At 66.6% G+C, this 24260-nt stretch carries 15 protein-coding genes; 11 read left to right on the top strand and 4 right to left on the bottom strand.

Annotation, left to right across the window (positions count from 1 at the left end; all coding sequences use genetic code 11):
* Positions 1–72: 72 nt before the first annotated feature.
* The 3 genes from J4G12_09285 (at position 73) to J4G12_09275 (ending at position 5573) form a co-directional block, all read left to right on the top strand.
* Positions 73–1050 (top strand): hypothetical protein, encoded by a 978-nt coding sequence (locus J4G12_09285; protein ID MCE2455985.1) that lies wholly within the window; start codon positions 73–75, stop codon positions 1048–1050.
* Positions 1051–1201: 151 nt separating this feature from the next.
* Complete coding sequence (locus J4G12_09280; protein MCE2455984.1) at positions 1202–4198, top strand: amidohydrolase family protein; 2997 nt, start codon at positions 1202–1204, stop codon at positions 4196–4198.
* Position 4199: 1 nt separating this feature from the next.
* Complete coding sequence (locus J4G12_09275; protein MCE2455983.1) at positions 4200–5573, top strand: amidohydrolase family protein; 1374 nt, start codon at positions 4200–4202, stop codon at positions 5571–5573.
* Positions 5574–5577: 4 nt separating this feature from the next.
* Here the strand turns inward: J4G12_09275 and J4G12_09270 are convergent, their stop codons facing one another.
* The 3 genes from J4G12_09270 to J4G12_09260 form a co-directional block, all read right to left on the bottom strand.
* Positions 5578–6327, bottom strand: a complete 750-nt coding sequence (locus J4G12_09270) for a hypothetical protein (GenBank protein ID MCE2455982.1) — start codon at positions 6325–6327, stop codon at positions 5578–5580.
* Positions 6328–6477: 150 nt separating this feature from the next.
* Complete coding sequence (gene feoB / locus J4G12_09265) at positions 6478–8571, bottom strand: ferrous iron transport protein B (protein MCE2455981.1); 2094 nt, start codon at positions 8569–8571, stop codon at positions 6478–6480.
* Positions 8571–9674 (bottom strand): metal-dependent transcriptional regulator, encoded by a 1104-nt coding sequence (locus J4G12_09260; protein MCE2455980.1) that lies wholly within the window; start codon positions 9672–9674, stop codon positions 8571–8573. The genes feoB and J4G12_09260 overlap by 1 nt, the downstream gene beginning before the upstream one ends.
* 189 nt (positions 9675–9863) lie before the next feature.
* Here J4G12_09260 and J4G12_09255 point away from each other — a divergent pair, with 189 nt between their 5' ends.
* The 6 genes from J4G12_09255 to guaA all read left to right on the top strand — a co-directional run bounded on the left by J4G12_09255 (position 9864) and on the right by guaA (position 19568).
* Positions 9864–11903, top strand: a complete 2040-nt coding sequence (locus J4G12_09255; GenBank protein ID MCE2455979.1) for an N-6 DNA methylase — start codon at positions 9864–9866, stop codon at positions 11901–11903.
* Positions 11904–11943: 40 nt separating this feature from the next.
* Entirely contained in the window at positions 11944–13266 is a 1323-nt protein-coding gene (locus J4G12_09250; GenBank protein MCE2455978.1) for a hypothetical protein, read from the top strand.
* 375 nt (positions 13267–13641) lie between these two features.
* On the top strand, positions 13642–13854 hold the full coding sequence (locus tag J4G12_09245; GenBank protein ID MCE2455977.1) for a KTSC domain-containing protein: 213 nt from the start codon (positions 13642–13644) through the stop codon (positions 13852–13854).
* An 8-nt stretch (positions 13855–13862) separates the two neighbouring features.
* Positions 13863–15857, top strand: coding sequence for an ATP-dependent endonuclease (locus J4G12_09240; GenBank protein MCE2455976.1), 1995 nt, complete (start codon positions 13863–13865; stop codon positions 15855–15857).
* A 455-nt stretch (positions 15858–16312) separates the two neighbouring features.
* Positions 16313–17644: a hypothetical protein gene (locus J4G12_09235; protein MCE2455975.1), complete on the top strand. Its 1332-nt coding sequence runs from the start codon at positions 16313–16315 to the stop codon at positions 17642–17644.
* Positions 17645–17711: 67 nt separating this feature from the next.
* The gene (gene guaA / locus J4G12_09230) at positions 17712–19568 is read left to right on the top strand and encodes a glutamine-hydrolyzing GMP synthase (GenBank protein MCE2455974.1); all 1857 of its coding nucleotides are present in this window, start codon (positions 17712–17714) and stop codon (positions 19566–19568) included.
* A gap of 51 nt (positions 19569–19619) precedes the next feature.
* Here guaA and J4G12_09225 read toward each other — a convergent pair whose 3' ends face one another.
* On the bottom strand, positions 19620–20111 hold the full coding sequence (locus J4G12_09225; protein MCE2455973.1) for a hypothetical protein: 492 nt from the start codon (positions 20109–20111) through the stop codon (positions 19620–19622).
* An 18-nt stretch (positions 20112–20129) separates the two neighbouring features.
* On the opposite strand from J4G12_09225, the gene J4G12_09220 reads away from it, so the two are divergent.
* Together J4G12_09220 and J4G12_09215 are read left to right on the top strand one after the other, a co-directional pair.
* On the top strand, positions 20130–22430 hold the full coding sequence (locus tag J4G12_09220) for a multicopper oxidase family protein (GenBank protein MCE2455972.1): 2301 nt from the start codon (positions 20130–20132) through the stop codon (positions 22428–22430).
* Positions 22431–22551: 121 nt separating this feature from the next.
* Positions 22552–23994, top strand: a complete 1443-nt coding sequence (locus tag J4G12_09215) for an amidohydrolase family protein (GenBank protein MCE2455971.1) — start codon at positions 22552–22554, stop codon at positions 23992–23994.
* Positions 23995–24260: the final 266 nt, after the last annotated feature.

Raw genomic sequence — 24260 nt, 5'->3', positions numbered from 1 at the left:
CCGCCCTATCTTCCGAACATCGCCGGAAGCTCGCTCCCACCGGCGTGAGCTTACCATCCATCGGAAGGCCGCATGCGCGATCCTCGAACCGTCTCAGGCTTCGCTCTTCTCCTCTTCCTCACCGCCTGCGACGCACCAGCTGAGGATTCGGGAGCGGACACCGACGCCCCCACCCCGCCCGTTTCTCTTCCGGAAGGCGCGGAGGCGCTCTCCCTTCTCGGCGAGCCGCTCTACCCGAACCCGGCATCAGCCGAGGTGGCCGAGCGCCAGGCGGCTGACATCGAGGCCGCCCGCGCCGACTACGAAGCGAACCCGGACGACGCGGACGCGATCATCTGGCTGGGTCGGCGGATAGCCTACACGGGAGCCTACCGCGAGGCCATCGACGTCTTCACGGAGGGCATCGCCAAGCACCCGGAGGACGCCCGCATGTACCGCCACCGGGGGCATCGCCGGATCAGCGTTCGGGAGTTCGATCGCGCCATCGCCGATCTCTCCCGCGCCGCCGAGCTCGTGAGCGGCGAACCGGACGAGGTCGAACCAGACGGCCAGCCGAACGAACGGGGCATCCCGACCAGCACTCTTCAGTCGAATATCCACTACCACCTGGCCCTGGCGCACTATCTGAAGGGGGATTTCGATGCGGCCCTTCCTTCATACGAGGCGTACCGAGCCGTCACGACCAACCCGGACCAGCTCGTCGCCATCTCGCACTGGTGGTACATGGCGCTCCGGCGGCTGGGGCGCGAGGAGGCGGCGGCGGAGCTGCTTGCCCCGATCGCCGCGGATCTCGACGTGATCGAGAACGCCAGCTACCACGAACTCCTGCTCATGTACAAGGGCGAGCTGACGGCGGACGAGCTCTGGGATCCCGCAAGCGAGGACCCGTCCGGAGTGGCGACGGCCTACGGTGTGGCCACCTGGCACCTCTACGACGGCCGCGAGGGGCAGGCGCTCGAGATGTACCGGCGGATTCTGGAGGGTACGGGCTGGGCGGGCTTCGGCTACATCGCCGCCGAGGCCGAGGTGGCACGATCCGGCGCCAGGTGATCCCGGTGCGCCCGCCCCCATGCCGCGCTCGGCCCCAGTTGCGTTCAACAGGCTTTCGCCTTCGATTGTCATTACTTAGCGGCCCCCCAACCGACCGCGCCCCTGGCGCGACCCTACGAGGGCATCGAACCTTTCCAACTGAGAGACACCTATGCGACCGCTTCTAACCGCATTCTGCCTGGCCCTGGCGCTCGGCTCGACAGCGCAGGCCCAGCAGGCGTCCCGAACCGAACCTGTCACCGGCATCCGCGACAACGGCACGGGTTACCACGCCCTCGTCGGCGCGAGAGTTGTGACCGGGCCGGGTCAGGTCATCGACGACGCCACCATCGTCATCCGCGACGGGATTGTCCAGGAGGTCGGCAGGGGGGGCGACGCGCCTGCGGGGGCCCGGGTCTGGGACCTGACCGGACTCACCGTGTACCCCGGCTTCGTGGACGCGCACGCCGACCTCGGCATGGACGCGGTTCCGGAGGGGGGCGACGTGGGGCCCACTCATTGGAATCCCCAGGTACGGGCCTGGTTCTCCACCACCTCCAACCTCCAGGACGACGACGACCGGCGGGCGGCTCTGCGCTCGCAGGGATTCGGAGCGGCGCTCGCGGTGCCCAAGCAGGGGATCTTCCGCGGCACGGCCTCGGTGGTGAACCTGGGCGAGGCGGGCGTGAGGGATCGGGTGATGAGGCCGGATCTGGCGCAGGCGGTCGGCTTCCAGCGCTCCTTCCAGTTGGGAGGGTCCTATCCTAACTCCTCCATGGGCGTGATCGCGCTCATGAAGCAGACCTTGATGGACACCGATTGGTACTCGCGGGCCTGGGCGGCGTACGAGAACAGCGGGCGTGCCTTCCTTCCCCCCGAAACGAGCGAGGCTCTGGCCGCGCTGCAGGCTGCGGGGCGGGGCGAGCAGCCGGTCGTCTTCGAGACCAACAGCGAGGAGGACTACCTGCGGGCGCACTCGATCGCCGAGGAGTTCGGGCTCGTTCCCTGGTTCCGCGGCTCGGGCATGGAGTACCGTCTAATCGATGTGCTGGAAGGGCGCGAGGATCCGCTAATCGTTCCGCTCGACTTCCCGGACGCGCCCGACGTCAACACGCCGGAGGCCGCTCGCGGCACCTCGCTGGGACAGCTTCGCCACTGGTACCTCGCCCCCACGAATCCGGCTCAGCTCGCCGAAGCGGACGTGCCTTTCGCGATCACGTCGGACGGCCTGTCGTCGCTCAACGAGTTTCTTCCCAACCTGCGCATCGCGGTGGCTCGGGGGCTCTCCGCGGACGACGCCCTCGCGGCCCTGACCACCACGCCCGCATCGTGGCTCGGCATCGACCGGACCCACGGCACCATCGCCGAGGGCAAGGTGGCCAATCTGGTCGTGAGCGAAGGCGACCTCTTCACGGAGGAGGCGGAAGTGCGCGACGTCTGGGTGGAGGGCAAGGTCTACGGCGTCACCCGCCCGGCCCAGATCGATCCGCGCGGCACCTGGCTGATCACCTCCGACGACGAGTTCGGGTTCAGCGCCGAGCTCCGTCTGGAGGGGCCGCTCAATCGGCTGCGCGGCAACGTCCTGATCGCCGACGTCCGCTTCGACATGCCCGACGGACTCGAGGTGAGCCTCGCTTCGGCTAGCGCGGTGGCGGAAACGGGTCGGGTCGAGGCCCGCTTCGACGGCGAGGAGATGGGCTTCCAGGGTATGGTGCTGCTCTCGGGTTCGGTCCGCGGCGACGAGTTCTTCGGCTGGGCTTCGCTCCCTAACGGCGCGGATCCGTTCTTCACCGGCACCCGGTCGGAGGGGGTCGAGGACGCGGCCCGGGGCACGGTGGCGATGGACGTTCCGGAGATCGACCTCCCGTTCATCCGACCCATGATGGACTACGGACGGACCGGTCTTCCCGAGCAGCCCGCGGCCGTGGTCGTACGCGACGCCACCGTCTGGACGCAGGGACCCGACGGCATGATGGAGAACGCCGACCTCCTCGTCGAGGCGGGCAGGGTCTCGCAGGTGGGCGTCGACCTGGACGCGCCTTCCGGCGCCATGGAGATCGACGGCTCCGGCAAGCACGTGACCCCGGGGCTGATCGATCCGCACATCCACTCGGGCGTGAGTTCCGTGAACGAGAGCGGATTCGCCATCGTTCCCGAGGTGCGCATGGGCGACGTCGTGACCCACAACAACATCTCCATGTACCGGCAGCTCGCCGGCGGCCTCACGACCGCCCACATCAAGCACGGTTCGGCCAACCCGATAGGCGGCGAGAACGTGATCGTCAAGCTGCGCTGGGGCGCGCTACCCGAGGACCTGATGCTCGAGACCGACGTGCGCACGGTGAAGTTCGCACTCGGGGAAAACCCCAAGCGCCGCCAGGACCGCTATCCCGACACCCGCATGGGGACGCAGGAGATCATCCGCGACCACTTCCTGGCCGCGCGCGACTACGAGCGCGAGTGGCGGCGCTGGGAGGAGTCGGGCGAGGGAATCCCGCCGCGGCGCGACCTGCGCATGGAGGCGATTCTCGACATACTCGACCAGGAGCTCCTCATCTCGTCGCACGGGTACCGCGCCGACGAGTTCCTGGCGCTGGTAAGACTCGCCGAGGAGTTCGGATTCAGGGTTCAGACGCTCCAGCACGGGGTGGAGGCCTACAAGATCGCTTCGGAGCTTGCCGAATCGGGCGTGGCCGCCGTGGTGTGGAGCGACTGGGGCTCGTTCAAGCTCGAGGCCTACGACAACACCAACTACAACGCCCGCATCCTGATCGAGGCCGGGGTCACCACCTCGCTGCACTCCGACAACAGCGAGATCGCGAGCCGGATGAACTGGGAGGCGGGCAAGCTGCTGCGCACCGGACTCTCGGAGGAACAGGCGCTGTCCACGGTGACCAACGGAGCGGCGAAAGCCATCGCCATCGACGACCGCGTCGGATCTCTCGAACCCGGCAAGGACGGCGACTTCGTGATCTGGAGCGGCAATCCGCTCTCGCAGTTCACCCGCGCGGAACAGACGTGGGTCGACGGACGCCGCTACTTCTCGCTCGGGGAGGACGCCGCCATGCGCCAACAAATCGAAAACGAGCGCTCGCAACTGATCCAGGCCGTCCTCACGGCAGGCGGCGGAACGGGCAGAGACAGAGAGACCACCGGGGAGAACAACTGACATGACGACCATCACCATCGAATCAACCACGTTGAACCGGGTGCGCTCGGCGGCGCTTTTTCCGGCGGCGTTCGCGGTCGCCGCGCTGACCTTCCAGGCGGCCGAGGCGCAGGTGCGCATGACGGTGCCGCCCCAGTCCGAGCCGGTCGCGCTCCAAGGCGCCACCATTCACACGGTGACCCAGGGAGTGATCGAGAACGGCACCATCGTCTTCGAGAACGGGGTGATCATCGCCATCGGCGCGGACGTGACCGTACCCGCCGGCGCCCGTGTCGTGGACGTCTCGGGCAAGCACATCTACCCCGGCCTGGTCGACGCGTACAGCACGGTCGGGATCTCCGAGATAGGCGCCGTCGACGTCTCCAACGACACTAACGAGCTGGGCGACTTCAACCCCAACGTCCGGGCGGACGTGGCGGTGAACGCCGAGAGCCGCCACATAGGCACCACCAGGTCGGCCGGCGTGCTCACCGCACTCACCACGCCGGGAGGCGGGCTCGTCTCCGGAATGTCTTCGGCGATGAGCCTGGAGGGCTGGAGCTGGGAAGAGATGTCGATGGAGTCGGCGGCGGCGCTCAACGTCAACTGGCCCAATCCGCGCGGCGGCAGGTTCCGCGGACGCGGGGGATTCAACTTCCCCGGCGGTCAGATGCCGGAGCGGCCCACCTACGCCGCCCAGGTTCAGGAGATCAAGGACTTCTTCGCCGAGGCGCGGGCTTACCGCGACGCTCTGGCGGCGGGCGAGGAGGTCCGCAGCGACTCCCGTTACGCCGCGATGATCCCGGCTTTGAACGCGGAGATCCCCGTGGTGGTCGCCGCCGAGTCCGCCTCGCAGATAAACGACGCCGTCACGTGGGCGCAGGAAGAGGGACTGCGGATCGTGATCCGGGGCGGGCGCGAGGCCGTCCATGTCGCGGGTCGTCTCGTGAGCGCCGACATCCCCGTCGTCCTCACCTCCACCATGTCCGCACCGGCCAGGGCTCACGGCGGCTACGACGAGGGCTACTCGATGGCCGCGCGGCTCCACGAGGCCGGGGTCCGTTTCGCCATCTCGGGAGGCTCGGGCGCTCTCTACTCGAACCGCCTGCCGTGGGAGGCCGGCGTAGCCGTCGCCTTCGGGCTGCCCGAGGAGGAGGCGCTGAGGGCGGTGACCATCAACGCCGCCGAATTCATGGGTCTCGACGACCGGATCGGCTCGCTCGAGCCCGGCAAGCAGGCTACTCTGCTCGTCACCACCGGAACGCCTCTGGACATGACCAGCGACATCGAGCAAGCCTACATTCAGGGGCGCGAGCTCGACATGAACGACATCCAGAAGCACTTCTTCGAGAAGTACATGACCAAGCTGCTACAGAAAATGAGGATCGTGATGTAGGTGGTCAGCGGTCCGGCAGCGACACGTGCAGATGATCGGCGGTACCCGCGTGACGCAGAGTACGGAAGCCCATCGCCTTGAAGACGAGCTCGGAAAGAGTGTTCCGCCACTCGGGTCGCCCCAGGGTACGCAGATCGAGGGCGTGAACGAAGCCGGTCGCCTGGACGAAGTGGAGCGACGACTCGTTCGGCGGCAATCCCAGCCGGGCGTAGAACTCCGGAGTCCGTGAGGCGTCGGTGACAACGGCGTCGGAATCGAAGAGCATCACGGTGCTCGCAGCCACGCGCAGGAGCGGATGCAACCTGACGTACTCGGCTCGAACTTCGGGTGTCTTGAAGTTCGCTCCGGCGACCAGCACGAGCGAGTGGACGACGTACGCGGCCACCAGCAGCACGACCCCTCGCAGGATCATCTTGCGCGACTTCCGTCCCGCGCCCAAGCGCGCACCCGCGACCAGGCCGTAGAGCGAGACGAGAAGAACGGTGGCCAGAGCCGCGAGCCCGAGTGAAGGCCAGGCTCCCAGATCCCAGCGCTGGTAGGCGAACACGCCCCCGCGCACGAGCACCAGGAAGGGAGCGACCGCGAGCAGCGCCGCGAAAACGGCCATCCGAAGGAGACGCAGGAGGACGGGCCTCCCACGGGTGGAGCCCTGCGCCTCTCCGTTCGGCCGCACCACGCGCCGTGTCTTCGGCGCCCCCGACCCGTCGCCGGAAGCGTCGGACAAATCGGACACGTCGATCCGCACGGAGCTCATCTCGATCCCACCAGTCCCGTCAGCCCGGAGCAGAGTATTCCGGCGTAGATTCTGAGAATATGGCCGGCCGTCGCGGTGCCGGGTGCCATTGGCCGAGGTCGTCCGGGGAACATGAACGGGCAGGTACGAAACGCGGCGGCCCAATGTTTCCTATGCGAGCCGCCAGAACTGCGCCACGAGGAAGCACGCGAGCAAGCCCATGGCCACCGGCAGCAGGGTCGCCACCGAGGTCCAGCGAACGCTCCGGGTTTCGCGGTAGATCGTGAATATGGTGGTCGAGCAGGGATTGTGCAGCAGCGAGAAGAGCATGAGGTTGACGCCGGTTAGCATGCTCCAACCGCCCGCATCCAGAATTCGCGCCGTCGCGTTCGCCCCGTCGGCCTCGAACATCACCCCCGCGCCCGCGCCTTCCCCCGCCAGCTCCGGCGTGACCGCCACGGTCAGCATGAGCACGGTCGGAATTACGATCTCGTTGGCGGGGATCGCGACGACGTAGGCGAGGAGGATGACGCCGTTGAGTCCGATGAGCGCCCCGACCGGATCGAGCCGACCCACCGACCACTGGGCCAGGGTGAGGTCGCCCGCGGTCAGGTTGGAGATCAGCCAGATGACCGCCCCTGCGGGAACCGCGAATATCACCGCCCGCCAAAGAACGATGAGCGTGCGGTCGATCACCGAAGTGTAGAGCGTCTGCAGGATCCGGGGTGGACGGTAGGGCGGAAGTTCGAGCGAGAAGCTGCTCGCTTCGCCCCTGAGCAGCGTGCGCGACAGCAGCCACGAGGTAAAGAGCATCAGCACGATGCCCAGCAGGGCGACCCCTACCACGGCGATCGCGCTCACCGCCCCTCCCAGGGCCCGGGGAGCCAGAGCTCCGACGAAGATCGTGGCGATAAGGATCTGGGTCGGCCAGCGCCCGTTGCAGAGCGAGAAGTTGTTGGTGATAATGGCGATGAGCCGCTCGCGCGGAGAGTCGATTATCCGGGTGGCCACCACCCCGGCGGCGTTGCAGCCGAAGCCCATGCACATGGTGAGGGCTTGTTTTCCATGCGCTCCGGCGCGTCTGAAGACGGAATCGAGGTTGAAGGCGACGCGGGGCAGGTACCCGAAGTCTTCGAGCAGCGTGAAGAGCGGGAAGAAGATCGCCATGGGCGGGAGCATGACGCTCACCACCCAGGCGGTGGCCAGGTAGACTCCGTCGAGGAGAAATCCGTCCAGCCACCAGGGCGTCCCCACGGCTGCGGCCAGGCCCTTGAGCCAGCCGTGGCCGGAGTCGATCAGCAAGGAAGCGAGCAAGGACGACGGAACGTTCGCTCCGGCTATGGTGAGCCAGAAGACCGCCGCCAACAGTGCGATCATGACCGGGAAGCCGAAGATGCGCGAAGTGAGCACCCGGTCCAGCCTGCGGTCGAAGGCGAACGCCGCCTTCTTGAGGCCCGAGACCTGAGCTTTGGCGGCGATGGCGCGTGCTCGGCCGAAGGTCTGGCCCGCCAGCGAGTCGTAGCTCTCGAGAGGGGTATCCCAGCCCGGACGCTCCGGTTCGACCGCGCAGAGGTGGAGCGAGGCCCGGCCGTGATCGCGGTTCGCGTCTCCGGCCCTGGACTCCGCTTCGGCCCCACCGTCCGCCGTCGCTTCAGTCGGAGTCGCAATCCCCCGAGCGAGGGTGTCGCGCGCTGCCGCGGACTCGCGCATGACGCCGAGGAGCTCGTCGATCCCCACGCCGTCGCGGGCCACGCCCGCCACGCCCGGCACGCCCAGTTCGGCGCTCAGCTTGCGAGAGTCGATCGCGATCCCGTTTCGCCGCGCCTCGTCGACGAGGTTCACGAAGACCACGACGTGGTCCGTGACCTCCAGGATCTGGAGGACGAGGTTCAGGTTGCGTTCGAGTCTCGCCGCGTCGACGACCACCACGGTCAGGTCGGCGACTCCGGACACCACGAAGTCGCGCGCCACCTCCTCGTCGGCGCTGCCGGCACGGAGGGAGTAGGCGCCCGGAAGATCAACCACCTTCCAGCGCTGCCCTTCGTGCGCGAAGACGCCTTCGGCGCGGGTCACTGTCTTCCCCGGCCAATTGCCGGTGTGCTGGCGCAGCCCGGTAAGGCGGTTGAAGAGGGTGGACTTGCCCACGTTCGGGTTGCCGGCCAGTCCGACGAGACGGTCCCAGCGGTCCGGCCTGATGCCGAGCTGGACGAGTTCGGCTCCGCGTTTCTCCACGCAAGCCGAGCACGAGCTGACGGGTAGAGCCATCAGACGGCCTCCCGTCCATCGCGGCGCGGCCGATCGGCGGCGCGCACGCGCTTGCCGGCCCGCGCCTGTTGGGGAACCACGGCGATGAACGCCGCCTGCTCCCGCCTGAGGGCGATGAGGGCGTCGCAGATCCGATAGGCCACAGGTCCGCCGCCGCTCGCCTGCAGTTCGACCTGGATCTCGGTGCCGGCGACCACTCCCAGGTCGAGCAGCCGTCTCCGCTGCGGTCCACCGCAGGCAGGAGAGATGGCGACCACCCTTCCAGACTCACCCGGCGCCATAGCCGCGAGCGTGGTCCATCCGGAGGCCTCGTCGGGCACGCCTTGGATCGACGTCTCGGCCGACACGCGGCGGACGCCGACGTTGCGAGCGTGGGTGGCCGCCAAATGGAGCTCGGCGAAGCCAGCATCGATCCGCAGGGAAGACCCGTCCCTCGACAGAATGGTGAGCTCCTGCCCCAGGAACAACCCGAGGCGGAGGAGCTCCGCATAGGTGGCGGCGGGTTCGTCCTCCAAGTGGACCACGCTCAGCCGAGTGGCGAGCGGCGCGTTCAGGAGCGTGAGGTTTTCAGCTCTCGGAAGTTCGCCGTCGGAGGTGGGTATCGGGTCGCCGTGCGGATCCCAGCGCGGATGCCCGAGACTGGCCGCCAGAGTTTCCGTGTCCCTTCCGCTGAGCCGGTGTTCCACCCGCTCGGCTTCCTCGTGCCATTCGGTGGGCGCGACTCCCGTCCGCTCCGCCAGATAGCTCTCCCAGAGCCGGTGGGTGCGCACGAGCCTGAGAGCCCAGGCTTCCCCGGATTCCGTGAGCGTCGGACCGGTCTCGCCTTCCCTCGCGAGCCCCTGTTCGATCACGGTGGCGAGGAGCGCGGCGGCCCGAGTCGTCGAGACGCCGATCTGCCCCGCAAGCGACTGCACGGTGCACGGCACGCAGCGGCGGTTGCAGGAATGGATGTGCTTGAGCGTGTCCTCGGTGCACACCTTCTCGGTGAGGCGGAGACGGCTCACCAGACGGGCCCAGATGCCGTGTCGGGGCCAGAGAGCCGCTGCCGCCAGCAGAGCGAGGATCGCGAATGCGGAGAGAGCGATGATCGGGTCGGTGGTCACGGAAAGGTCGTTAGGGTTTTAGGTGTGCCTAAAATACTACGAAGTCACCGTGGCTGGCAAGGGACGGGGCTACGAAGAAGATCGCGAACGCACGTGGCTCTTCCCCGGACCCGGTCCCGTGGTATCTTCCCGAAGCCGGCGCGCCTTCAGCAATGAACCACGCACACCAGCGCCTCCCCGGGGATACCAATGGCCGGAACCGACAGGAAGCTGATCGCAGCTGCGGAGGCGTACTTCGCCGAACTCGGCCGCGTACGCGCATCCGGCGGCGCGACAGGGGAGCGCTCGAATTATCCGGCGCTCGCGGGGCTGCTGAACGGGGTCGGGGCGACGCTCAAGCCGAAGGTCTTCTGCGTTCAGGAATTGGCGGACCAGGGGGCCGGTCATCCCGATTTCGCCCTCTACGCGGCGCGCCAGGTGCAGAGGGGCAGGCCGAAGCGGGGGCAGATCCCGGAGCGCGGGGTCGTCGAAGTGAAGGGGGTTGAAGAGAGCGCCGAGGCGACCCGGGTGTCCGAGCAGGTCGACCGCTACTGGGGCCGCTACAGGCAGGTGCTGGTCACGAACTTGCGGGAGTTCGCGCTGCTCGGCACAGACGACGAGGGAGGCCCCTCCAGCTTGGAATCCTTCCGGCTGGCCGAGAGCGCCGACGACTTCTGGCACAGGGTCGGGACACCGCGCAAGTTCGCCCGCGAGGTGGGAGTCGGGCTCGGCGAGTACCTCGCTCGCTCGCTCGCGCACGGAACGGCTCTGGCCGAGCCGAAGGATCTGGCGTGGCTCCTGGCTTCCTACGCGCGCGACGGTCTGGCCCGCGTCGAGGCGGCGGGGAGCGTTCCCTCGCTGGTCGCCGTCCGGGCTGCGATGGAGGAAGCGCTGGGGATCCGCTTCGAGGACGAGCGCGGAGAGCGGTTCTTCCGTTCGACCCTGGTCCAGACGCTCTTCTACGGCGTCTTCGCGGCGTGGGTGCTCTGGTCGTGCGAGCAGGACGGGATGACGGACGCACTGCGAGATTCGACCGGGTCCGCTCGCGGCGGCCGGAACGGTTCGCCCCGATTCAGGTGGCGCGAGGCGGTCTGGCACCTGCGGGCGCCTGTGCTTCGGGCCTTGTTTCAGCAGCTGGCCGACCCAGGTCGGTTGAAGCCGCTCGGTCTGGTCGAGGTATTGGACTGGACATCGGCCGCGCTCGATCGCGTGGACCGGACCGCGTTCTTCTCGCGGTTCAACGAGGGCGAGGCGGTGCCCTACTTCTACGAGCCGTTCCTTGAAGCGTTCGACCCTGTCCTACGAAAGCAGTTGGGCGTGTGGTACACGCCGACCGAGGTGGTCCGGTACATGGTGGCGCGAGTGGACGGGGCCCTCAAGGACGATCTCGGGATCCCGGCGGGGCTCGCAGCCGAGCACGTCTATGTGCTGGACCCGTGCTGCGGCACGGGGGCCTACCTGGCCGAGGTGCTCCGCCGAATCTCCCGGAATCTCGGGGACCAGGGTCTCGGGGCGCTCTCGGGCGCGGCGGTCAGGAGGGCGGCGACCGAGCGGGTGTTCGGGTTCGAGATCATGCCCGCACCATTCGTGGTCGCGCATTTTGCAAGTCGGTCTCACCATGCAGAATCTGGGTGCACCGCTGGCGGAGGACGGGTCGGAGCGGGCCGGGGTGTTTCTCACCAACGCGCTGACCGGCTGGGAGCCGCAGGTGAACAAGCCGTTGCCGTTCCCGGAACTCGAAGACGAGCGCGAACTCTCGGAAGCGGTGAAACAGGACGTCCCGATCCTGGTGATCCTAGGCAACCCGCCCTACAACGGGTTTGCGGGAATGGCGGTGGACGAGGAACGCGAACTCTCGACAGCCTACCGCACGACGGAACGCGTGCGGAGGCCCCAAGGCCAAGGCCTGAACGATCTCTACGTCAGGTTCTTCCGCATGGCGGAGCGGCGCATCGCCGAGAAGACGGGCCAGGGCGTGGTCTGCTTCATCTCCAACTACTCGTGGCTCGACGGGCTGTCCTTCACAGGGATGCGGGAGCGGTATCTGGAAGCGTTCGACGCGATCCGGATCGACAACCTACATGGCGACCGCATCATTTCGGAATACGCCCCAGACGGAAGAACCAGCGAGACGGTTTTCGCGGTCCAAGGGAAGTCGCCGGGCATCAAGGTCGGTACCAGCATCACCCTTGCCTACAAGTCTGGAAGCGGTACCCACAGAGACGGGCAGGGCCACGTTTGGTACCGTGACTTTCACCAAGCGAAAGCGGATGAGAGACAGCAGGCGCTATTGGACAGCCTCGCGGCGAACTTCGACGATCCCGTCTACTCGATACTTGAGCCGAATCTTCAGCTAGGCTTGCCTTTCAAGCCAGCCGCGGTGAGCCCCGACTGGTTCGACTGGCCTGCGTTGCCCGACCTGTTCCCGGTCTCGTTCCCGGGCGTCAAGACGAGCCGGGACGGGTTCTTGGTAGACACCGACCTCGACCGTCTTCGGGCGCGGGTTCGTGAATACTTCGACCCGGCTCTGAGCCATGAGGACCTCGTGCGGCGGTATCCAAGGGTCATGAAGTCCACGGCGCGGTTCGATGCCCGAGCCGCGCGGGATGCGCTTCTGAGGCGCGGCGGGCCGGACGAATCCGGGTTCATCCGCTTCGCCTACCGGCCGTTCGACGATCGCTGGCTCTACTGGGAGAAGGACACGAAACTGCTCGACGAGAAGCGGGCCGATTACCGGCCCCACGTGTTCGAGGGGAACGTGTGGCTGTCCTCCGCCCAACATCTGCGGAAGGGAGCCGGTGAGCCGCAGACTTGTTGTACGAGTGATATGGGGTCTCTGCATCTGATCGAGCGCGGGGCGCTGATGTTTCCGGCATGGCTACGCGAGGAAGGCCTGGGCGTGGCAGCCGGGATCGACCGCCGCCCCAATCTCACGGGATCGGCGCAGCGGTATCTCTCCCGCCTCGGACTCGGCGTCGAAGACCTGTTCCACCATGTCCTCGCAACCCTACACGATCCTTCATACCGGGAAGCCAACGCCGGGGCGTTGCGGATGGAATGGCCGCGCATACCGCTGCCCGGCTGGCCGGACGGCAAGACGGATGGAGCCGCTTGGACGCTCGCCCGTTCGGCCGCGCACGGGCGTGAGCTCGCCGCTCTGCTCGCTTCCGATACTCCCGTGCCCGGCGTGACCCGACCGTCTCTCCGGCCCGAGATCGCTGCGATCGCCGTGCCCAGCACCGTCGACGGGAGCCAAATGCAGGACGCGGACTTCGCCGTTACCGCGCACTGGGGATACTTCGGAACCGGCGACGCCGTGATGCCGGGACGAGGCCGGATCGTCGAGCGCTCCTACCTGCCGGAGGAATCCGCCGCCATGGGCGGCGCCCTGAGCGCACTCGGCGATACGACCGTCGACGCCTACCTCAACGGGCAGGCCTTCTGGCGCAACGTCCCTGCAGCGGTCTGGGACTATCGTCTGGGCGGCTACCAGGTGCTCAAGAAGTGGCTGTCGTACCGGGAGCGGAAGGTCCTGGGCAGAAGCCTGCGAGCCGAGGAGGTGCAGCACTTCACGGACACGGCGCGGCGGATCGGGGCTATCTTGAGCAGATGATCCGCAAGACGCAGGGGTCCAGCGACGACTTCCTTGGAGTCCTCGCGCCGTCATCATAAATTGTTGAAGACGAGCATCGAAGCTCTGCCGGACGTTACCGACATCCACCGATCGAGAAATGGCCGCCCTACTATTCAAGCCCATCGACCAGATCACCGACGCCGACATCGAATCACTGGTGACTGAGCGCGTTCCCGAGGGGGAGCGGATGGCCGTTGGGGCGCGGGATGCGGTCCCGCGTTAGCGCCATGACCTCGCGTGCGTTCTTAGTGGTTCCAAGCAATGCGCCTCCGGTGTTGATGCTCCGTGACCAGTTGGCAGGTTCCGTGACACCAATACCAGCACCCACAAAGACACGGATCGGGAAGGACACATATGAAACGACAACACGTTACTTCGAGCAACATCTCTTCCGTCGGATACGACGCATCGGATGGGACGCTGGAGGTGAAATTCCACGGTGGGAGCATCTATCAATACTCTGATGTACCAGTTTCGGTCTATCGGGGCCTGCTCGACGCGCCATCGAAGGGTTCATACTTCCAAGCCCACATCCGGACTGCCTACCCGTATCGCCGACTTAGATAGGCCTCGCCATGAACATCCGGGAAATACGGGTCAAGAACTTCCGTTCCTTGCGCGATGCCACACTATCGTGCGACCGCCTCACGGCGATAGTTGGCCGAAACGGCACGGGGAAGTCGTCGTTTCTTCGGGCGCTAGAGCTATTCTATGACCAATCCGCGATGGCGACTCGTGACGACTTCTACAACGGCGACATCGATCAGGACATTTCCATTACCGTAACGTTCTCGGACCTCACGCCCGACGCGCTTCGTCTGTTCTCTTCGTACGTGGACAAAGGTACGCTCTCCGTCACGGGAGTGTTCTCCGGCGAGCAGGGGAGGAACAACGGGAAGTATCACGGTACCCGTCTGAAAAATAAGGATTTTGTTCCCGTCCGAAACGCTGGGGGATTGCTAGCGGTTAGGACCGCGTACAGGAAGCTCCAGGCGGATCAGCCCGAGAAATACGGATCACTACCGCCGGTCACGAGGGGAGACGATGCCCTGGCCGCGCTCGAAGATTGGGAGAATCGGCATCCGCAGGCGTGCAGCCCGGCCCTCGACGAGGGTCAGTTCTTTGGTTTCAAAGGTGGTGGGAAGGGATACCTGGGGAAGCACACCACGTTCATTCGCATTCCGGCCGTCCGTGATGCGCTGTCCGATGCCACGGAGGCACGAGGCTCGTCCATGACACAGCTCATGGACAAGGTCGTGCGCGGAACCCTCGCGTCACGAGCCGACGTGATGAGCTTCGAAGCAGAGGTAAAGGCTCGGTACGTAACGCTATTCGATTCCTCGAACCTGGAGGAGCTACAGGGCTTGGAGTCGCAGCTGGCTGCGACGCTGGGTCAGTATGCCCCCAACGCGGGGATCACTCTGGACTGGTCACAGCTCGATGGACCGCAGATTCCGATGCCGCAGGCGCAGGTGAAGCTGTCGGAGGACGGGTATGAGTCGGCGGTGGGCCGAGCCGGACATGGCCTTCAAAGAGCCTTCATTCTTACGGCGCTGCAGCATCTTGTGGCAACGCAAGTTGCTGATCCGAGCGAGAAGGCCAGTGGAGAATCGGGGGAGGCCACGTCCGATGCAGGCAGCGACGATCTTCCCAGTCTCGTCCTCGCCATCGAAGAACCCGAGCTGTACCAACACCCCAGCCGTCAGCGCCACATGGCGTCGGTGTTGTACGATTTGGCCATGGGTTCCATCCCAGGCGTCGCAAAACGGACTCAAGTCCTCTACACGACCCACGCGCCCCTCTTCGTAGGGCTCGACCGGGTCGATCAGATAAGGCTCCTCAGAAAGCGGAGTCACCAACCGACGCAACCGCCGATCACGATGGTTCACGCCACAAGCCTGACACAGGTCGCGGAGGAACTCTGGAGCATTTCGGATCGGAAGGGAGTCAAGTACACGGCCGAGACGCTCCGGCCCCGTATGCAAGTCCTTATGACGCCGTGGATGAACGAAGGGTTCTTCGCGGATGTTGTCGTGCTAGTAGAAGGAGAAGGCGATCGCTCGGCGCTACTCGCCGTCGGGGAACTGGAGGGCCACGACATGGAATCGATGGGGATCTGCGTCGTACCGTGTGGCGGCAAGCGGAGCCTGGATCGACCGACCGTCGTGTTCCGAGAGTTGGGTATTCCCACCTACGTGATCTGGGACAACGACAATGGTAGTCGCGATGCGAGGCCTGGAGACAACAGGCACCTGCTGCGGCTTGTCGAAGCCGAGGAGCAGGATTGGCCTGCGGGTGTCTGGGACACGCACGCCGCCTTGGACGGAAATCTCGAACGCGTGCTGAAGCGAGAGATATCGGAGAGGGTCTTTGAAGACCTACTCAGTGACCGACGGGATGAGTTCGGGATGAAGAAAAAACAGGCGCTGAAGAACCCGTTCATCCTGCGCTCAATCATCAGGGACGCGCACGCCAAGGGGCTACGGAGTCGCACGCTGAGCGACATCGTGAACGCGATCGTCCAGATCCATCCCATGCACGGAGATCGAGGGCGAGAGTTCGGCCCGTAGCGGTGGCGGCTGCGGTGGTGGGCCGTGTCGACCGTTCGCATCCACCCGGTGCTTTCTGGGATCGACCTGGGCGTCGCATGGCAGGGGTCTGCGATCCGGGATGTCCCCGCGCTCGCCACCTCATCGTGGTGGCCACTCAGACGCCCAAAGTTGGCGCCACCCGGACGGCCAACGGCTACCCCGTCGCGTTGAAGCAGCTGCGTGAACATCGGGACTGCGGTTTTCCTCACTGGGAATACTTCGCCGTTTACTTCTCGGCGAAGTCATGGGTGCAGGAATCCTCATAGAGGCTTTGCCAGTCCGGAATGACGTGACGCATGCACTAGTCGGCCTTGAAGATCAACCAATACTCCACACTGAAACGACGCGCTTGCTTAGGGCGATGGGGTTTGAACCGGCTTCGAGTCCCCGACCCAGCCCTCCCACCCTCGGCCGTCCCTGGTTACATTCTCACAATGACGTACGTCGCCCTCTCGAGAGACGCCCAGCCCATGCCGAACGCTTCCGCCCTCGTCCGACTCACCGCGCTCGCGATCTTCCTTCTAGCGACCGGCGCCGCAGCCGCCGCCCAGGACAGGCCGCTTCCCGGCGAATTCGCGGAGGTCTGCCGAGTTGGAGGGATGGACGCGCCGGAGTGGGCCTTCTTCGACGTCTCGTCGGTCGGGTTCGACGCCGCAGGCAATCTCCACATCCTCGACGCCGACGCCGGACAGATCGTCGTCATGGATTCCCAGTGCGATCTCGTGCGCACCGTCAGTCGAAAAGGCGAGGGTCCGGGCGAACTCAACATGCCGTTCATGCTTGCGGTGTGGCGCGACGGCCGCACTGCGGTGATGGACGTGGGTCAGGCCGCCTACCAGGTTTTCGCGCCCGACGGCAAGTTCGAGCGCTTCGTGAGTATGGGAAGCGACCGGAACCCGATGGCCGGGGTCGGCGGAATGAGTGTGGCGGTTCGCGCCGAACCTGCGGGCGACGGGCTGATCGCGCAGGGGATGCCGTCGAGGATGCACATGATTTTCGAGACGATGGCCGGCCTCCTTGGTGGTGACAGTTCGGAGGAGCGCGTAGACGATCGCGGGCTGGAGAGAATTGACCTCGCCGGCGAGACCGTCTCCGCCGCGCCCGTTCTTCAGGGCTGGCGACCGGCGCTCGATGTCGAGGAAGGGGAAATCGATATCGAGGACCCTATGTCCATAATGGAATCGATGATGAACGCGCAGGTCGGTTTCGAGCCCGGATTCCACTGGGACCTGCTCCCCGACGGCTCCGTCGTCTGGTCGGACTCGACCGCCTTCGCCATCAAGTTTTCCGGCCCGGGAGGATCGGTCGGCGACGTGGTGGAGCGACCCTACGAGCCGGAGCCCGTCACCGCGTCGATCCGTCGGCGAACGATCGAAGAGGGGCTCGCGGGACTCGAGGGGGAAGACGACGAAGCGCTATTCGCCGAGATGGAGGAGATGGGCGGGGGCATGTTTTCCGGCATCAACGCCACCATGCGCAGGGCAATCGAAGACATGCGCTTCCACAACGAGGTCCCGGTCGTGCGCGGCCTCAAGGCGACCTGGGACGGTGGGGTCTGGGTTCGTCGCCGGGGCTCGGAACCGTCGGACGACGAGGGACCCATCGACGTGTTCACGCCGGACCGTGCCTACGCGGGAACCCTGGACGGGGAGCGAGCGGAGATGCCAGCGGCCTTCGGTCCCGACGGCCTGGTCGCCTACTGGGAGCTGGGCGAGTTCGACGTGCCGACGATGGTGTTGAAGCGGCTGCCGGAGGGGATCCGCTAGGCCCCGCCGGAACGCTGGACACGAGGGACGCCGGCGGTCTTCGCGAACAATCCACGAACAGCGCAACGTGCCCACCCACGACACCATCGCGGTCATCGACTTCGGCGGCCAGTACGCCCACCTGATTGCCACGCGCATACGCCGTCTGGGGGTCAGGGCGGAGATCCGTCAGCCCGAGGACGGGGCGGAGGCACTGGCCGGCTACCGGGGCGTCATCCTCTCGGGCAGCCCGGCTCTCTCTTCGTTCGGAGAGGACTCGGGGTACGACAAGGGCGTCTTCGGTCTGCCGGTCCCGATCCTGGGGCTCTGCTTCGGCCACCAGGAGATCGCCAGCCACTACGGCGGGCGGGTCATCCACGGGAAGCGCGAATGGGGACGCGCCACGCTCCACCTGACCGGCGAGACTCCGCTCTTCCACGGTCTGGGTCCCACCGAGGAGGTGTGGATGAGCCACTTCGACTCGGTGGTGGACGTGGGACCGGAGTTCGCGGAGGCCGGCTACACCACGGGAGGAAGCGGCGAGGACCGGCACCGATTCGCGGCGATCGCCTCGGAGAAGCTCGGCCGTTACGGCCTGCAATTCCACCCCGAGGTCGCGGGTACGCGGCGCGGCACGACGATGCTCGCCAACTTCGTGCTGCGCATATGCGGCTGCGAGCCTAGCTGGTCCTCCGAAGCCATTCTCGAAGAGACGCTTGACCGGGTGCGGAAGGAGGCGGCCGGCCGCTCGGTCTTTCTCCTGGCGTCGGGCGGGGTCGACTCGACCGTGGCGGCCGTACTGCTGGGGCGGGCCCTGGGCCGCGACCGCGTGAGCCTTCTCCACGTCGACAACGGCCTGATGCGCGCGGGCGAAAGCGGCTCGGTTCTCCGAACCTTCCGCGAGCTGGGGCTGGGGCGCAAGCTGCACTTCGTGGACGCGACCGAGGACTTCCTGAACGCGCTGGACGGTGCGATCGAGCCTGAGAAAAAGCGGCGTCTGATCGGTGACACCTTCATCGAAGTGACCAAGCGCGAAGCCGCCCGCCTCGGGCTCGACGACCTCCTGCTGGCGCAGGGCACGATCTACCCGGACACCATCGAAACCGGCGCGACCAGGCGTGCCGACACCATCAAGACCCACCACAACCGCGTTCCCGTCATCAACGAGATGATCGAACGGGGCGAGGTCATCGAACCTCTGGCGGAGCTCTACAAGGTCGAGGTGCGGGAGCTCGGGGAGCGGCTGGGGATCCAGGGCGACGCCCTCGGGCGGCATCCCTTCCCGGGGCCGGGGCTGGGGGTTCGCCTGCTCTGCTCCGACGGGAACGAGGACGGCTCGGAGTCGCTGACGGCCGCCGCCGCCGCAGTGGCCGGACGGCATGGACTCGATGCGCTCGCCTTGCCGGTCAGGTCGGTCGGGGTGAAGGCCGACAAGCGTTCCTACGAACACCCGGTTCTGCTTTCGGTCCGGGAGGAGGGAGTGGCCGCGAGGCTCGACGGCCCGGGCTGGGAGGGCGCGCTCGCCGCAGTCTCGGAGATCACCACCGGCGTACCGGGGATCAACCGCTGCGTCCTGAATCTGGGGCTGGGTCGTCCGGAAGGCGCGGTACCGATCGCGGCGACGGTGACCGCAGGCCGGCTGGCGACCTTACGGGCCGCTGATGAAGTCGTGATGGACGCTCTTCGGGCTCATGGCGTCTACGACGAGGTCTGGCAGTGCCCGACCGTGCTGCTGCCGGTTCGCCTCGAGGGTCAGGAAGTCGGCGCGGGCGAGACCGTGGTGATTCGGCCCGTGCATTCGGAGCGCGCGATGACCGCTCGTCCCGTCAGGCTGCCCGCCGCGCTCGCGGGGGAGGTCGCCTGCCGCCTGCTCGCACTCGAAGGCGTGGGTGCGGTCGCCCTCGACCTCACCTCCAAGCCGCCCGGTACGATAGAATGGGAGTGACCGAGGCCTTGCCGAGAGCGACGCCGGAGGCCTTGCGGACCAAGGTCGGCGTCAGGTGTCGAACGGATTGAATCGATAGACGAACTGGAGGAAGCCGCCCGTGCCAAGAACGGCGATCTCGTCGTACTCCCTCCTGCCGTCGATGAGGACCGAGAGGCGAACGCTCTCTTCAGCGTCCTCCAGGTCGTTCCGGAGGATGGCGGTGAAGCGCGCGGGGTCCTGCATCGGGAATTCGCGGGTGAAGTTGCCGGTGATCGAGACCGTGTCGGCCTGGTTGAAGACGGTCGTGCCGTTGTCCTGGACCTGGAAGTCCGAGGAGGCGATGAACACGAGAGAATCGGTCGGGGCCGCCTCGATGGCTACCGTCGCCGTGGTCGGCATGCCGACGGGATCGTTGCATGCCGACGAGAGCGCGAGCAGGACGGCGGCGAGCAGCCTGCCGCGGACCTTCCGCGAAGCGGCCGCGCTTCCTGGGGAGGTCCCCGCCGTTGAACCGTTCCCGGTAGCGGCGCTCGGGGCCGTGATTGGCGGCTTGATGCTCATCGGGATCGAGGATTGAGGATGGGAGGCATGGCGCCGACCGGCACGCTTACTTACCCGAAAGCCTTCCGGCGTTCCGTCGTGGCGGCGGCGGTTCTGGTCGCGCTTGCGGGGTGCCGGGAGGCTCGGCGGGCCGCGAACGTGTGCGCATCGGTCTCGATGACCATGAGCGCCCCCGGGGAAGGGTCGATGCGGACCGATCCGAACGCCGATACCGACCCTGCGGTCGCGAGCGATCTCCACTGTCTCAAGCTGTTCCCGACCCCGGCCGGGGGTGACGCCGCCGGCACGGCTCGCATCTATCGGCCCTGGTCGCCCTTCGGGGTCTCGGTCACCGCCACCGGCCATCACCGCCACTCTCTCGTCCTGCGGTTGACCGACCTTCCCGACCCCGCCGCACTCGGCCCGTATTCGAGTCTGGTCGCGTGGGCCGCGCCGCTGACGCTCGATTCTCTCGTCAATATGGGAGCGGTCTTCGAGGGAGAGAACTCGCTGGCCGAAGTGAGTCTGAACAAGTATCTGATCCTGATCACCGCCGAGCCCGGCCCCGACGTGGCCGACCGGAGCGGTCCGCTTCTCCTGCGGGGACGCTCTCCCTCGAGCCGCATGGAGGCTCACGATCTGACCGCGCTCGCGCCTGCGGCGGAGCTGGGGACGACGTCCGGGGAACACGGTCATATGTCGTCGAGCGCCGCTTCCGCCTGGAGCCGTCCGCCCATGTATCCGGGCGTGCCGATGCTGGCGGGAGTAATGGAGGCCGTTCCGAGCGTGTCGCCCTGGCTCCCCGTTCCGGAGTCGGTGCTTCCGGAAGCGCGAGGTCCGCTGGTGCTCGACCTGCCCGACGGAGGCACCATGGACCTGACCGTGGGCTTCGTGAGACGTTCGGTGGCGGGACGCGATCTCGTGATGATGGCGTTCAACGGCCGGATTCCCGGACCGCTCATCAGGGTGGACGAGGGCTCGACCGTCTTCGTCAATCTGACCAACGAGACCACGATTCCCACGGCGGTCCACTGGCACGGGCTTCGGCTCGACAACCGCTTCGACGGCGTGCCCGGGCTCACCCAGCCTCCCGTCGGACCGGGCGAGCGCTTTCGCTACCAGCTCTTCTTCCCCGACGCGGGCGTCTATTGGTACCATCCGCACCATCGCGAAGACGTGACCCAGGAGCTCGGCCTCTCCGGGAACATGCTCGTGCGCTCGCGGGATCCCGAGTACTACGGACCTGCGGACCGGGAGATCGCGCTCATCCTCGACGACCTGCTCCTCGACCGGGCGGGCCCGGTGCCTTTCGGGGAGGAGAGCTCCAACTTCGCCCTCATGGGAAGGTTCGGAAACATCCTTCTGGTGAACGGTGAGCCGGAGTATCGGCTGAGCGTGGGGCGCGGCGAGATCGTCCGCTTCCACTTGACCAACGCCGCGAACACGAGGACGTTCAACCTCTCGCTGCGCCGGGAGGTGAACGACGGTCGCGGAGGGCGCGAGCAGCCGCTGCCGCTCAAGGTCGTCGCATCCGACGTGAGCCGTTTCGAGCGCGAAAGCTTCGCCGAAAGCGTCGTCCTCGGCCCGGCGGAACGGTACGTCGTGGAGGCGTTCTTCGAAGATGACGCCACGTTCCGGCTGGTGAACCACGTGCAGGGGATCAACCACAGGCTCGGGCAATTCCACGAGGAGCTGACGACCCTGGGCTTCGTGACTGCGACCGGAGCGGTATCCGAGGGCGACCTGGACCCCACGTCCGCGACCGCGACGCGGCCCGACTTCCACGTCCTGCGCGAGAACCGCGCGGTGAGTCGCGAGATCGACCGCTACCGCCGCCACTTCGACCGTCCCGTCGACCGCGAGCTCGTGCTCACGCTGGAGACGGAGGGCCTGCCCAAGGCGGTCGAGCAGTCCATGCTCTTCGAACGCGCCTTCGCCAACCCGGTCGAATGGACGGGCACCATGCCCATGATGAACTGGGCGTCGAGCGGAAAGGAGGTGTCCTGGATACTCCGGGACGCGGCGACCGGCGCGGAGAACGAGGAGATCGCGTGGAGCTTCCGGGTCGGAGACGTGGTGAAGATCCGGCTGGTCAACGACCGCTGGGCCTTTCATACCATGCAGCACCCGCTGCACATCCACGGGCAGCGCTTTCTGGTGCTGGAACAGGACGGAGCGCCGAACGAGAACATGGTCTGGAAGGACACCGTCCTGCTGCCCGCAGGGTCCACCACTGACATCCTGCTGGAGCTCTCGAATCCTGGAAAATGGATGGTGCACTGCCACATCGCCGAGCACCTCGAGTCGGGCATGAGCTTCGTCATGGAGGTGTCGGATTGAAAGAGACCGCATCTCGCCCCATCTTGAAGTGGCCCTCCCCCCTTGTCGAATCATCGAGCCGACGGCTGTCCCCGACAGCTTCCGGACCGGTCGTTCTTCCTCCCGACCCTTGGAGACAGCTGTGAAGATCATCTTGTCGAAGCGCCCGGCCCTACTCGCCCTCGCCCTCATGGCCTGCGCGGGCCCGGAAGGGGAACCGGAGGCGACCCCGCCCGAAGAGTCGCCCGAGCCTCGGGGGATCGTCGCCGTGGACGCGCCGACCGTCGCCCTCACCAACGTGAAGGTCATCGACGGTACGGGAGCCGCGGCCATGACCGGTCGGACGGTGGTGATCGCCGACGGTCGCATAGCCGCGGTCGGAGCCGACGGAGAGGTGGAGGTGCCGGCCGATGCCGAGGTCATGGACATGACCGGGCACACGCTTATTCCCGGGATCGTCGGTCTCCACAATCACAGCTACTACACCGGGGGCAGGGGGCGGGCCGCACAGCTCATGTTCTCGGGACCGAGGCTCTATCTGGCTTCCGGCGTCACCACCATCAGGACCACCGGCGCCCGGCAACCCTATGCCGAACTCAACCTCATGCGCGAGATCGAGGCCGGTCGCGCGGTCGGTCCGACCATCGTCCCGACCGGCCCGTACCTGACCGGCGAGATGGGAAGCGCCACCATGACCCGGCTTGAAGGCCCCGAACAGGCCCGGCGAGTGGTGCGCTACTGGGCCGAGGAGGGCATCCCCTGGTTCAAGGCGTACACCTGGATCTCGCGAGCCGAACTCGGCGCGGCGATCGAGGAGGCGCACGCCAACGGGGTGAAGGTCACGGCTCACCTCTGCTCGGTCGGATATCGGGAGGCCGTGGCTCTGGGCATCGACAATCTGGAACACGGGCTCTTCGCCAACTCCGAGTACGCCCCCGGCAAGGAACCCGACGATTGCCCGGCCAACTTCCGCGCCACTTACGGTGACCTGGACGTGAACGGACCCGAGGTCCAGGCCACCTTCCGCGACATGATCGAAAACGGGGTCGCCATGACCTCGACCTTGGTTGTGTACGAGATCTCGGTCTACGGAAGGGAACCGATCGACGAGCGCGTCTACGAGGTGCTCGCGCCCGAGATCGCGGCGGAGGTCAGGGCGATCGCGGAGGAGCGTCGCTCCAATCCCGAAGGTGCGATCCCGCCCGAGCTGCTCGCGAAGGCTATGGAGTACGAGCGGGCGTTCGTGGATGCCGGGGGGCTCCTGGCCGCAGGCGTCGACCCGACCGGATACGGCGCGGCCCCGCCGGGCCTGGGTGACCAGAGAAACTTCCAACTCCTGCGCGAAGCCGGCTTCAGCGCACCCGAAGCGGTGCGGATAATGACGGCCAACGGCGCCGCCGTACTCGGGATGGATGACGAGATCGGCACGGTCGAGGTGGGCAAGGTCGCCGATCTCGTGGTGATCGAAGGAGATGTCGAGGAAATGGGGCACATCAGGCCCACCCGCATCGTCTTCCGCCAGGGCACCGGCTGGGATGCCGTAGCCCTCTACGAGTCAGTCATAGGCCTGGTCGGGATCAGGTAGCTCAGCGGTCCATGGACAAGGCCGCTCACCGCATTCGAACGCCGGCGCGGTGATCGCGGCTCGCACGCAATTGCGCGCAGCTTCGTCCGACCATCGTCGGAACTCCCTCGGAGGAAGCGGGTTCGGTGACGATCCTGACGCCGCGGGCGCCGCGGGCACCTCCGTCTTCATGCCGGTCATCCCACTTTCCTCCGCCTCCGTTCCCGGGGCATGTCAGGTTGAAGCCGAGTCGAAATCCAGTCCAGCTCCATCGGTCCCGGCGGTTT

The sequence above is a fragment of the Gemmatimonadota bacterium genome (assembly GCA_021295815.1).
Taxonomy (GTDB): Bacteria; Gemmatimonadota; Gemmatimonadetes; order Longimicrobiales; family Gaopeijiaceae; genus JAGWBQ01.
The sequence above is the reverse complement of the archived record's forward strand: the minus strand, read 5'-3'. Positions and strand labels throughout refer to the sequence as shown.